The sequence below is a fragment of the Pseudomonas sp. HMSC065H01 genome (genome assembly GCF_001815235.1).
Classification (GTDB): domain Bacteria; phylum Pseudomonadota; class Gammaproteobacteria; order Pseudomonadales; family Pseudomonadaceae; genus Pseudomonas; species Pseudomonas aeruginosa.
Genome location: NZ_KV819873.1, coordinates 267,367 through 278,719, shown reverse-complemented (window position 1 = coordinate 278,719; position 11,353 = coordinate 267,367). Strand labels below are relative to the sequence as shown.

7 protein-coding genes, 1 tRNA gene and 2 pseudogenes are annotated in these 11,353 nt (G+C 63.9%); 6 read left to right on the top strand and 4 right to left on the bottom strand.

The window, feature by feature from the left end:
• The first annotated feature begins 171 nt into the window (after window positions 1–171).
• The 5 genes from uvrY to HMPREF3014_RS13940 all read left to right on the top strand — a co-directional run bounded on the left by uvrY (window position 172) and on the right by HMPREF3014_RS13940 (window position 5,532).
• Window positions 172–816, top strand: a complete 645-nt coding sequence (gene uvrY, locus HMPREF3014_RS13960; protein WP_003090351.1) for a response regulator transcription factor GacA — start codon at window positions 172–174, stop codon at window positions 814–816.
• The gene (gene uvrC / locus HMPREF3014_RS13955) at window positions 817–2,643 is read left to right on the top strand and encodes an excinuclease ABC subunit UvrC (protein WP_003097551.1); all 1,827 of its coding nucleotides are present in this window, start codon (window positions 817–819) and stop codon (window positions 2,641–2,643) included. It abuts the gene before it with no gap.
• A 33-nt stretch (window positions 2,644–2,676) separates the two neighbouring features.
• A complete protein-coding gene (gene pgsA / locus HMPREF3014_RS13950; RefSeq protein ID WP_003090349.1) occupies window positions 2,677–3,237 on the top strand; it encodes a CDP-diacylglycerol--glycerol-3-phosphate 3-phosphatidyltransferase in 561 nt (186 codons plus the stop codon).
• Window positions 3,238–3,305: 68 nt separating this feature from the next.
• A tRNA-Gly gene (locus tag HMPREF3014_RS13945) sits at window positions 3,306–3,381 on the top strand.
• Between the two features lie 228 nt (window positions 3,382–3,609).
• Window positions 3,610–5,532 carry a tyrosine-type recombinase/integrase gene (locus HMPREF3014_RS13940; protein WP_023087249.1) on the top strand — a complete coding sequence of 641 codons (1,923 nt, stop codon included), beginning with the start codon at window positions 3,610–3,612 and terminating at the stop codon, window positions 5,530–5,532.
• 63 nt (window positions 5,533–5,595) lie between these two features.
• Here the strand turns inward: HMPREF3014_RS13940 and HMPREF3014_RS35110 are convergent, their stop codons facing one another.
• Both HMPREF3014_RS35110 and HMPREF3014_RS35410 read right to left on the bottom strand, forming a co-directional pair.
• Window positions 5,596–5,769: a cysteine hydrolase family protein gene (locus tag HMPREF3014_RS35110; RefSeq protein WP_023087250.1), complete on the bottom strand. Its 174-nt coding sequence runs from the start codon at window positions 5,767–5,769 to the stop codon at window positions 5,596–5,598.
• Between the two features lie 49 nt (window positions 5,770–5,818).
• Window positions 5,819–6,070 (bottom strand): annotated as a pseudogene (locus tag HMPREF3014_RS35410) (isochorismatase family protein); the annotation flags it as partial.
• Here HMPREF3014_RS35410 and HMPREF3014_RS13935 point away from each other — a divergent pair.
• Window positions 6,029–6,355, top strand: a pseudogene (locus HMPREF3014_RS13935) (integrase core domain-containing protein); the annotation flags it as partial. The pseudogenes HMPREF3014_RS35410 and HMPREF3014_RS13935 overlap by 42 nt on opposite strands.
• Window positions 6,356–6,710: 355 nt before the next feature.
• Here HMPREF3014_RS13935 and HMPREF3014_RS13930 read toward each other — a convergent pair.
• On the bottom strand, window positions 6,711–9,842 hold the full coding sequence (locus HMPREF3014_RS13930; RefSeq protein ID WP_023087252.1) for an efflux RND transporter permease subunit: 3,132 nt from the start codon (window positions 9,840–9,842) through the stop codon (window positions 6,711–6,713).
• Entirely contained in the window at window positions 9,839–11,350 is a 1,512-nt protein-coding gene (locus HMPREF3014_RS13925) for an efflux RND transporter periplasmic adaptor subunit (protein WP_023087253.1), read from the bottom strand. Before HMPREF3014_RS13925 ends, HMPREF3014_RS13930 begins: the two co-directional genes overlap by 4 nt.
• Between the last annotated feature and the right edge of the window lie 3 nt (window positions 11,351–11,353).

Here is an 11,353-nt window from a genome sequence, read left to right as displayed (position 1 = left end):
GCGGTATACTTCGCAGCGCCCGTTCGATGCCGTCGAATGATGTTTCCATGACGCTTGATTTATGACGCCTTTGCGCCAAGCTAGGTCATGGGATGGCTTTCTGTTAAGGTTGCCGAAATCTCCTGGGGGCCCGTGTGGGCGGTTGTCTGCTAATGCGCGACGAGGTGCAGCGTGATTAAGGTGCTGGTGGTCGACGACCACGATCTGGTACGCACCGGTATTACCCGCATGCTGGCCGACATCGAAGGCTTGCAAGTGGTCGGCCAGGCCGACTGCGGTGAAGACTGTCTGAAACTGGCCCGCGAGCTGAAGCCGGATGTCGTCCTGATGGACGTGAAGATGCCCGGTATCGGCGGCCTGGAGGCGACCCGCAAGCTGCTGCGCAGCCAGCCCGACATCAAGGTCGTGGTAGTCACCGTCTGCGAAGAGGATCCGTTCCCCACCCGCCTCATGCAGGCCGGCGCCGCCGGCTACATGACCAAGGGCGCGGGGCTGGAGGAAATGGTCCAGGCGATTCGCCAGGTCTTCGCCGGCCAGCGCTATATCAGCCCGCAGATCGCCCAGCAACTGGCGCTGAAGTCCTTCCAGCCGCAGCAGCACGATTCCCCCTTCGATTCGCTGTCCGAGCGCGAGATCCAGATCGCCCTGATGATCGCCAACTGCCACAAGGTGCAGAGCATCTCCGACAAGCTGTGCCTGTCGCCGAAGACCGTGAATACCTATCGCTACCGCATCTTCGAGAAGCTCTCGATCACCAGCGACGTGGAGCTGGCGCTGCTCGCCGTCCGCCACGGCATGGTCGATGCCGCCAGCTAGATGAGCGCCGTTTTCGACGCGAGCGCTTTCCTCGCTACCTGCAGCAATCGTCCGGGCGTCTACCGCATGTTCGATGCGGACGCCAAGCTTCTCTACGTGGGCAAGGCGAAGAGCCTGAAGAAGCGCCTGGCCAGCTATTTCCGCAAGTCCGGCCTGGCGCCGAAGACCGCTGCGCTGGTGGCGCGGATCGCCCAGGTGGAAACCACCATCACCGCCAATGAAACCGAGGCGTTGCTGCTGGAGCAGACGCTGATCAAGGAGTGGCGGCCGCCCTACAACATCCTGCTGCGGGACGACAAGTCCTATCCCTTCGTGTTCCTCTCCAGCGAGGACGAGTATCCGCGGCTGTCCCTGCACCGTGGCGCGAAGAAGCGCAAGGGGCGTTACTTCGGTCCCTATCCGAGCGCGGGAGCGATCCGCGAGAGCCTCAACCTGCTGCAGAAGGCGTTTCTCGTCCGCCAGTGCGAGGACAGCTATTTCCGCAACCGTACGCGGCCCTGCCTGCAATACCAGATCAAGCGCTGCAAGGGGCCCTGCGTGGGGCTGGTCAGTCCTGAGGAGTACGCCGAGGACGTGCGCCACTCGGTGATGTTCCTCGAAGGAAGGAGCAACGCGCTGGCCGACGAGCTGAACGTCGGCATGGAGCAGGCGGCGATGCGCCTGGACTTCGAGAAGGCGGCGGAGTTGCGCGACCAGGTGGCGATCCTGCGGCGAGTCCAGGACCAGCAGAGCATGGAAGGTGGCAACGGCGACGTCGACATCGTCGCCGCCATCGTCACCCCTGGCGGCGCTTGCGTACACCTGATCAGCGTACGCGGCGGGCGGGTGCTGGGCAGCAAGAACTTCTTCCCGCAGGTCGCGATCGAGGAGGAGGTGGGCGAAGTGCTGCTGGCGTTCCTTGGCCAGTACTATCTCAGCCACCAGGAGCGCGACCTGCCGGCGGAGTTGATCGTCAACGTGACGCACGAGGATTTCCCGGTGCTGGTTTCGGCGATCGCCGAAGCGCGAGGCCGCGAACTGGAGATCAGCTACCGGGTGCGTGGTACCCGCGCACGCTGGCAGCAACTGGCGGTGACCAACGCCGAACAGGCCCTGGGCGCACGCCTGGCCAACCGCCAGCATGTGGCGGCACGCTTCGAAGCCCTTGCCGAGGCGCTCGACCTGGCGGAGCCGCCGCAACGCCTGGAGTGCTTCGATATCAGTCACTCCAGCGGCGAGGCCACCGTGGCTTCCTGCGTGGTGTTCGGCCCGGAAGGGCCGCTGAAGTCGGACTATCGCCGCTACAACATCGAAGGCGTCACGGCCGGCGACGACTACGCGGCGATGCACCAGGCGCTGACCCGCCGCTTCAGTCGCCTGAAGGACGGCGAGGGGAAGATGCCCGACATTCTCCTGGTGGATGGCGGCAAGGGGCAATTGGCCATGGCCCAGGAGGTGCTCCAGGAACTGGCGGTCGCCGGTCTGATCCTGCTCGGCGTGGCCAAGGGCGTGACCCGCAAGCCGGGGCTGGAAACCCTCTACCTGAACGATGCCTCCCACGAGTTCACCCTGCCGGCCGATTCGCCGGCGCTGCACCTGATCCAGCAGATACGTGACGAAGCGCACCGTTTCGCCATCACCGGCCACCGTGCGCGGCGCGGCAAGGCACGGCGGACGTCGACGCTGGAGGACGTCCCTGGCGTCGGCCCGAAACGTCGGCGCGACCTGCTCAAGCATTTCGGCGGGTTGCAGGAATTGTCGCGGGCGAGTATCGATGAACTGGCCAAAGCCCCCGGTATCAGTAAAAAGCTTGCCGAGCAGATTTATGCCGTCCTGCACAGCGAGTAGAATGCCGGCTCACCTCGCAGCCTAGATGGTCCGATGAATATCCCCAATCTGCTCACGTTACTGCGCGTCCTGCTCATTCCGATCTTCATTCTGCTGTTCTATCTGCCGACGTCCTGGAGCTACCTGACCGCCAGTGCCGTGTTCGCCCTGGCCGCCGCCACCGACTGGCTGGACGGCTACCTCGCCCGGCGCCTCGGCCAGAGCACGCCGTTCGGCGCCTTCCTCGACCCGGTCGCGGACAAGCTGATGGTGGCGGTTGCGCTGGTCTTGCTGGTGGAAGAGCACGCCAACCTGTGGCTGACCCTGCCGGCGGTGATCATCATCGGCCGCGAGATCGTGGTTTCCGCCTTGCGTGAGTGGATGGCCGAACTGGGGGCGAGGGCGCAGGTCGCGGTGTCCAACCTGGGCAAGTGGAAGACCGCGGCGCAGATGCTGGCGCTGGTCATTCTCCTGGCGAATCCGCCGCTGATGACCTTCTGGGTGATTCTCGGCTACGTGCTGCTGATCATCTCCGCGGCGCTGACCCTGTGGTCCATGGTGCACTACCTGCTGGCCGCATGGCCGCATCTGTCGACCACCCCGAAAGAGAAATAAACTTTTTTGAATCAAGGAGTTGACACGGCGCCGCGATGCTATAGAATGGCGCCCGTCACCAAGACGATGCGGGAATAGCTCAGTTGGTAGAGCACGACCTTGCCAAGGTCGGGGTCGCGAGTTCGAGTCTCGTTTCCCGCTCCAATTTATGATCTGCAGACTTCCATTGACGTCTGTAAGTCATTGAAAAGAGGAGCTTCGGCTCCTTTTTTCATTCCAGCAAAAGCCACGGAAATCCACCGACAGCCAGCGTTTTTGAGGCCAAAAACAAGGCCAAAGAATGCGGGTGGTGCCGGTTCCGGGTTGTTGCTGGGGTTGGACCGGGATGACCAGCAGCATCGAGCCTAAGTCTCACGACTTAGGAGCTTGATGATGGCACTCTCTGATCTGACCGTGCGGCAAGCCAAGGCTGCCGAAAAAACCCACAGCATCCCCGATACCGATGGCCTCGGCTTGGTGGTTGCCCCCACTGGCGGCAAGTCCTGGCACTTGCGCTACTACTGGCTCGGTAAGCAAAAGCGCATCTCCCTCGGGAACTACCCCGAGATCGGACTGCGCGAAGCGCGCGCCTTGCGCGATGAAGCCCGCGCGCTCCTGGCCAAGGGCATCAACCCCCATACAGATCGCAAACAGAAGCGACACGCGGTCAAGCTGGCGGCCGACTACACCTTCAAGGCCGTCTTCGATGCGTGGGTCGAGCATCGCCGCAAGGAAATCAAGGAAGGCAGGAACAGCACGCTGTCGCAGATCCTGCGGATCTTCAACAAGGACGTGCTGCCCAGCCTCAAGCAGATGTCGATCTACGACATTCGCCGGCCCCAGCTCCTGGGCGTCCTGGCGAGGATCGAGGAGCGCAAGGCGTTCACCACTGCTGAAAAGGTCCGCACCTGGCTGGGGCAGTTGTTCCGCTATGCCCTTGTCATCGTGGAGGGGCTGGAAGCCAATCCGGCCTCCGACCTGGACGTGGTGGCCGAGCCCAAGCCCCCTGTGAACCACAACCCCTACCTGCATCTCCCGGCGCTTCCCGAATTCCTGCAGAAGCTCAGGCTCTACAACCCTCGTGGTTGGCAGACTCAGCTCGGCATCCGGCTACTGTTCCTGACCGGCGTGCGCACCGGCGAACTGCGGCTGGCGACCCCGGACCAGTTCGACCTCGACCGTGGCCTGTGGATCATCCCGCCGCAGATCGTCAAGCAACTCCAGGACGAGATGCGCAAGGCCGGTAAGCGCCCGCAGGACGTGCCGCCCTACATCGTGCCGCTCTCCGTCCAGGCCATCGAGATCGTGCGCTACCTGTTGGGTGTGATGAGGCCGGCCCAGATCCATCTGCTCACGCACCGCAGCGAACTCAAGAAGCGCATCAGCGAGAACACCCTCAACGCAGCCTTGAAGCGGATGGGCTACGAGGATCAACTGACCGGGCACGGCATCCGCGGAACCATCTCGACGGCGCTAAACGAGATCGGCTATCCCAAGATTTGGGTGGACGCGCAGCTTTCGCACTCGGACCCGAACAAGGTGAGTTCGGCCTACAACCACGCCAAGTACGTCGAGCCGCGCCGCCGGATGATGCAGGACTGGGCAGATCGCCTCGACTTGCTCGAACAGGGCCAGGTCGAAGCGGCCAGTGCCCACCTCACCATCCATATCGAGGGCGTGCCGGCCATCGCAGGGGAGGACAACCCCGACGACATCGCTGCAGCCTCTTCTGCGACTCCCGTTCCGCCCGTGGTGGCCTCCCCCATTGTCGTGACGCCAAACGACGCGGGAATCACCTTCCAGCGGCTGTCGCAGGTGCCACCGCCTCCGACGCATGCGCCGGAACCCGAGGTGTCCGCCATCCAGCGCGAGCGTGAGGAAATGCTGGCCATCTACGAATCGCCGAGCAGTCTGCCGGTGCCCTTGTTCGGCAAGCTGGCCGGAAAGTCCAAGGACCAGGTCAACCGCGAGTTGAAGGCCGGCAAGCTGCTCTCCATCAGCCTGGGCAACCGGGGGCAGCGAGTTCCCGATTGGCAACTGGTGCCGCTCAAGCACAAGCTGGCCCAGGTGCTCATGAACCAATGCCCGCAGGCGGATTCCTGGGACCTGTATCGCATGCTGACGCAGCCGCACCCTGACTTGGGGGGGCGCCCTGCCGTCGACATCGTGACGCCGGGGAATCTGGGCCTGGTCGTCCGCATCATCGCGGGTACCCGCCAACAGACGGCTGGCCTGCCGCCGAAGCCTATCCCCGAGGACGTGCAGCAGAGCGTTCGGCGACTGGTAGACAGCGCCGCGGTGCTTGAGACGGCGTAATACGAAGTGCGGCAGCACAATGGCCAGCGGCAGGTGCCTGTCTATGGCCTGCTGCATTTCGCCTTATTTCAACGACGCGCCCAAGCGCACCACGACCGCGTAGAGGTCGGCAATCGTCGCCAGTGCGGCCTCGTGCAGCATCTCGGCTGGCACATACACAGCGTCGGTGCGGATCGGCCGCGTCGCGCAAGCGTCCGCCACGACGGTCGGCTGATTGCCACGCAGGAAAAGCGCCATCGGCGGTGAAGGTCACGCACATGTGGGTCATGAACCAGATGACGATGACCTGCTTGTTGCCAACCACGTCCAGGCGCTTGCCCAGGTCGGTGTTGAAGATGGCATTGGGCGCCGTCTTGACTACGACGGGTTTGTCGGCTAGCGATGCAACGGCGGGATGGATCTGCCCGGTCTCGGCGGCGAGGTCGTAAGGCGAGCCCCGGCCCCCATCATGGACGACATGGATGACCTTTGCGCCCGCAGCGCGAGCCCGCGCCAGGAGCTCCTGACGGACAACGGCGGTGCGTACATCGCCGGTCACACGCGCGCGATTGCTCGGCCCCTTGGCCTCAAGCCAGTGACCACGCCGTCGTGCAGCGCGCAAAGCAACGGCATGGCCGAGAGCTTCATCAACACCTTCAAGTGCGACTACGTCAGCCGCATAAACTTAGCGGACGCCACAACGGTCATGGCGCAGTTGCACTTGGCCTTCGAGCACTTCAACAATGTGCATTCGCCTTCGAGCCTGAGAATGCGGTCACCCAGAGAATTCAGGCAACATCAACAGCGAATCGCCCAGACCGGGAGCGCGTCAGCCAGCGTATAGACCGTGTCCGGTTATGCGGGGGCAAGGCCACATCCTACGAGGTGACGGATCGGTAATGCGAAGCCGAAGAGACTGGACTTGGGACCGTGGTCCCTACCTTAGCCGGAATTGGCGAAAGAGCATTGACGCACCGTTCCTGTACGACATTCCAACAAGCTTCGACCTTCCTGCATTTGGAAGGTTCGCTGAAGAGAACTCCCAGTAACGCCCGCTTTTGGAGTCGGTATGGCTGCACGTCGTATAGACGCATGAATTTACGTCCGGCGGCTCAGGGCCAGCGGCGTGCCCCTGCCGCCGGCCACATGGGCCACGTCATCAAATCGCTCGGTGCAGCGAGGCGTCAATGCTCACGCAATCAGACACGCTCCCTGGGCGGCCTGCGCATCAGCACGTACGCAGCAGGAATCACGAACAACGACAGCAGTGGTGCGGTCACCATCCCACCAAGCATCGGGGCTGCGATGCGACTCATGACCTCCGAGCCCGTACCGCTGCTCCAGACAATGGGTACTAGGCCCGCCAGGATGACCGCGACGGTCATTGCTTTTGGGCGCACGCGCAGCACCGCCCCTTCCCGGATCGCATCGAGCAGTTCTTCTCGCGTTGGGTTGCGGCCATCCGGGCAACGCTCCGCCAAGGCCTGCTTCAGATAGATGAGCATCACCACGCCGAACTCCGCCGCCACACCTGCCAGCGCGATGAATCCCACGCCGGTGGCGATGGACAGGTTGTAATTCAGCAGGTACAGGAACCAGATGCCCCCCGTGAGCGCGAAGGGCAAGGTCGCCATGATCAACCCCGCTTCGTCTACACGCGCGAAGGTCAGGTACAACAGAACGAAGATGATCAACAGGGTGGCAGGCACTACAACCTTCAGGCGTGCATTGGCCCGCTCCATGTATTCGAACTGCCCGGAGTAGGTGATGCTCACACCCGGCTCCAGCTTGACCTGCTGCCCGATGGCATCGCGCAGTTCGTTGGCCACCGAGGCTAGATCACGGCCGCGCACATCGACATAGACCCAACCGGAGGGCCGTGCGTTCTCGCTCTTGAGCATGGGCGGCCCGTCGGTGATCGCGATGCGTGCCACGGTCCCCAACGTAATCTGCTGCCCCATCGGTGTGAAGATAGGGAGTTCTGCCAGCCGTTGTGGTGAATCACGCCATTCTCGCGCGTAGCGCAGATTGATCGGAAAGCGGGCAAGCCCCTCGACCGTTTCCGAGACGTTTTCGCCACCCACCGCGCCGGCGATGACCGCCTGGACATCGGCGATGTTCAGGCCGTAGCGACCGGCGGCTACGCGGTCGATCTGAACATCCACGTAGCGCCCGCCCGTCAAGCGCTCCGCGAGTGACGACGTCACGCCGGGAATGCCCTTGGCGACCTGCTCGACCTCTGCAGCGATGCGATCGATCACGCCCAGGTCGTTGCCGGTCACCTTCACCCCGATTGGGCTCTTGATGCCGGTAGCCAGCATATCGATGCGATTGCGAATAGGGGGAATCCAGATATTGGACAGGCCCGGGATCTTCACGGCACGATCCAGCTCTTCCACGAGCTTCTCGGGCGTCATGCCTGGACGCCATTGTTCCCTGGGCTTGAGCTTCACCGTGGTCTCGAACATCTCCAGGGGCGCCGGATCGGTCGCAGTTTCGGCCCGTCCTGCCTTGCCGAACACCTTGTCCACTTCAGGTACGGTCTTGATCATGCGGTTACTCAGCTGCAGCAACTCCGTGGCGCGCTGCGCCGAGAGTCCCGGCAGGGCCGAGGGCATGTAGAGCAGGTCCCCTTCGTCCAACCTCGGCAGAAACTCACCGCCGAGCCGCGCCAAGGGCCAGGCCGTGGTCGCCAAGGCCAGCACGGCGATCAGCAGCGTCGCCTTGGGCCGGCGCAGTACCCACTCCAGTGCTGGCTGGTAGGCTGCAATCAGGATGCGGGTGATGGGGTTCTTCTGCTCATCCGGGATACGCCCGCGAATCCAATAGCCCATGAGTACGGGAATCAGCGTCACCGACAGCCCTGCGGCCGCGGCCATCGCGTAGGTCTTGGTGAACGCCAGCGGGCCGAACAGCCGGCCTTCCTGCGCTTCGAGGGTGAAGACCGGGGTGAACGAGAGCGTGATGATGAGCAGCGAGAAGAAGAGCGCAGGACCGACTTCCTCCGCGGCCTGTGTGATCACGTCCCATCGCTCCTTGCCCTGCAGTCGTTGATCCGGGTGCGCGTGCTGCCAAGCCTCCAGCTTCTTGTGGGCGTTCTCGATCATCACTACCGCTGCATCGACCATCGCCCCCACGGCGATGGCGATCCCTCCCAGCGACATGATGTTGGCGTTGATGCCCTGGTAGCGCATGACCAGGAACGCCGTCATCACGCCCAGCGGTAGCGAGATGATGGCCACCAGCGCAGAACGAAGATGCCAGAGGAACAATGCGCAGACCAGCGCCACCACCAGAAACTCTTCGCCCAGCTTGGTCGTGAGATTGCGGATGGCCCGCTCGATCAGCGCACTGCGGTCGTAGGTGGTGACGATCTCGACGCCCGGCGGCAGGCTGCCCTGCAGCTCCGCCAGCTTGGCCTTGACGGCAGCGATCGTCTCCTGTGCATTCTTGCCGGAGCGCAGCACCACCACGCCGCCGGCGACCTCGCCTTCTCCGTCGAGTTCGGCAATGCCACGCCGCATCTCCGGGCCTATCTGGAGCGTAGCCACATCCCCCAGCCGCACCGGCACACCGCCCCGTGCCGTCAAGGGGATCTCCCGGAACTCGTCCAGGGTCTTGAGGTAGCCGCTCGCGCGGACCATGTACTCTGCGCCAGACAACTCCAGGACGGAGCCTCCGGTCTCCTGGTTGGCCCCCATCAGGGCATCGCGGACCTGAGCCTGACTGAGCCCATAGGACGCCAGCTTGATCGGGTCGAGCACGACCTGGTACTGCTTGACCATGCCCCCCACCGATGCCACTTCGGCCACGTTGGGCAGGCTCTTGAGTTCGAACTTGAGGAACCAGTCCTGCAACGCACGCAGTTGCGCCAGATCGTTCTTGCCCGTGCGATCCACGAGCGCGTACTGGAAGATCCAGCCGACGCCCGTGGCGTCCGGACCCAGGGCCGGCTTCGCCGTGGCGGGCAATCGGCCCTGGACCTGGTTCAGGTATTCCAGTACCCGTGAGCGGGCCCAGTACAGGTCGGTTCCGTCCTCGAACAAGACATAGACGAACGAGTCGCCAAAAAACGAGAAGCCGCGCACGGTCTTGGCCCCTGGCACCGACAGCATGGTGGTGGCCAACGGGTAGGTCACCTGGTTCTCGACAATCTGCGGTGCCTGCCCGGGGTAGTTGGTGCGAATGATGACCTGCACGTCAGACAGGTCGGGCAGCGCATCCACCGGCGTGCTGCGAACGCCCCACACGCCCCATGCCGTGAGCATGGCAGTGGCCAGCAGCACCAGGAAGCGATTGGCCACCGACCAGCGAATCAGTTTGGCGATCATGGCTGGACCTTTTCGATGGCGGTGATCACGTAGTCCTCACCTTGCTTGGAGAAGGTGAATCGCACCTGCTGCCGGACCGAAAGACCCGTGGCGAGCTGCGGGCTGCTCAGCTTGAAGCCCATGGTCATGGCCGGCCATTGGAGGGCCGGCACGGCCTCGTGCGCCAGCGTCAGCTCGGTGGGTGACATCTCCTCGATCACGCCGCGCACCACGAAAGCGTTGGTGGCCGCGGCCGGTGGCGACGAGGTGCCGTGCCCGTTGTGCGCCGATGCAGGCGCGGACGCCGCGGCACCTGCAGGCAGCACGCCCCGCAGGCTGGCTTCCGAGTCGATCAGGAACTGCGCCGAGGCCACGACCTGCTGTCCCGCCGCGAGCCCGCCGTTGACCACCAGTTGATCGCCTACCTCCGCGCCCACCTGGACCTCCACGGGATGGAACTTGCCGGGTCCATCGACCACATAGGCCAGTGCGCGCTTGCCGGTGCGGATGACCGCCTCGCTGGGAACAAGCAGCGCGGGCTGTTCGTTGCCTTCGAGTGCGATCTGGCCAGACATGCCGGCCTTCAGGCGCTGGCCGGGATTGGCCATTTCAAGCCGCACTCGCACCGTACGGGTGTCGCGGTTGGCTTCGGGCAGGATGCTCACGATGCGCGCCTTGAGCACTTCACCGGGAAACGCGGCCAGCCGGACCTGCGCCGTTTGGCCGACCTGCAACGGCCCGCTCTGCGCTTCGGGGACGGCCGCTTCGATCCACACCGTGGCCAAGCCGTTCACCCGGGCCAGGCTTTCCCCGGCGGAAACCGTCATGCCCTGGCGCACCATCAGCTCGGCCACCAGGCCGCCTTGAGGTGTTGTGACCGTGTACAGCCCCTTGGGCTCGCCCGTGCGCTCCACCTGTGCGATCAGGGCTTGCGGCATGCCGAGCAGCAGCAGCCGTTGGCGGGCTGCTGCGGTCAAAGATGTGTCGCCCAGCGCGCGAACCGACAGAAACTCGCGCTGTGCGGCGATCCACTCCGGCAGCAACAGGTCAGCCAGCGGTGCGCCTGCCGCGATCACGTCGCCTACGGCCCGCGCGTAGACACGCTCGACGAAGCCGGCGGTTCGCGCCTGCACGATGCTGACGTCGCGGTCGTTGAGCAGCACGGTGCCTACGACGTTCACATCCGCACCGATCTTGCCTTGTACGACTTCGGCTGTGCGCAGGCCAAGTGCCTGTACCGCTTGGGCAGACACGCTGATGCCGGTGCTGTCCTGCGAATCCTCGTCCGCGTACTTGGGCATTAACTGCATGTCCATATAGGGCGACTTGCCGGGCTTGTCGAACTTCTGGGTCGGCACCATCGGGTCGTACCAATACAGGACTTTGCGCTCTGTCGGGGCGCTTGCGCCCGCAGCAGCGGTGGAGTCGCTGAGATGGCCGGTGCGCCACTGGGCGATGCCCCATCCGACGGAGATACCGGCAGCAACCAGCGTCAGGCCGGCAAGGATGTTTCTCGAAGAGGTGTTCATGGC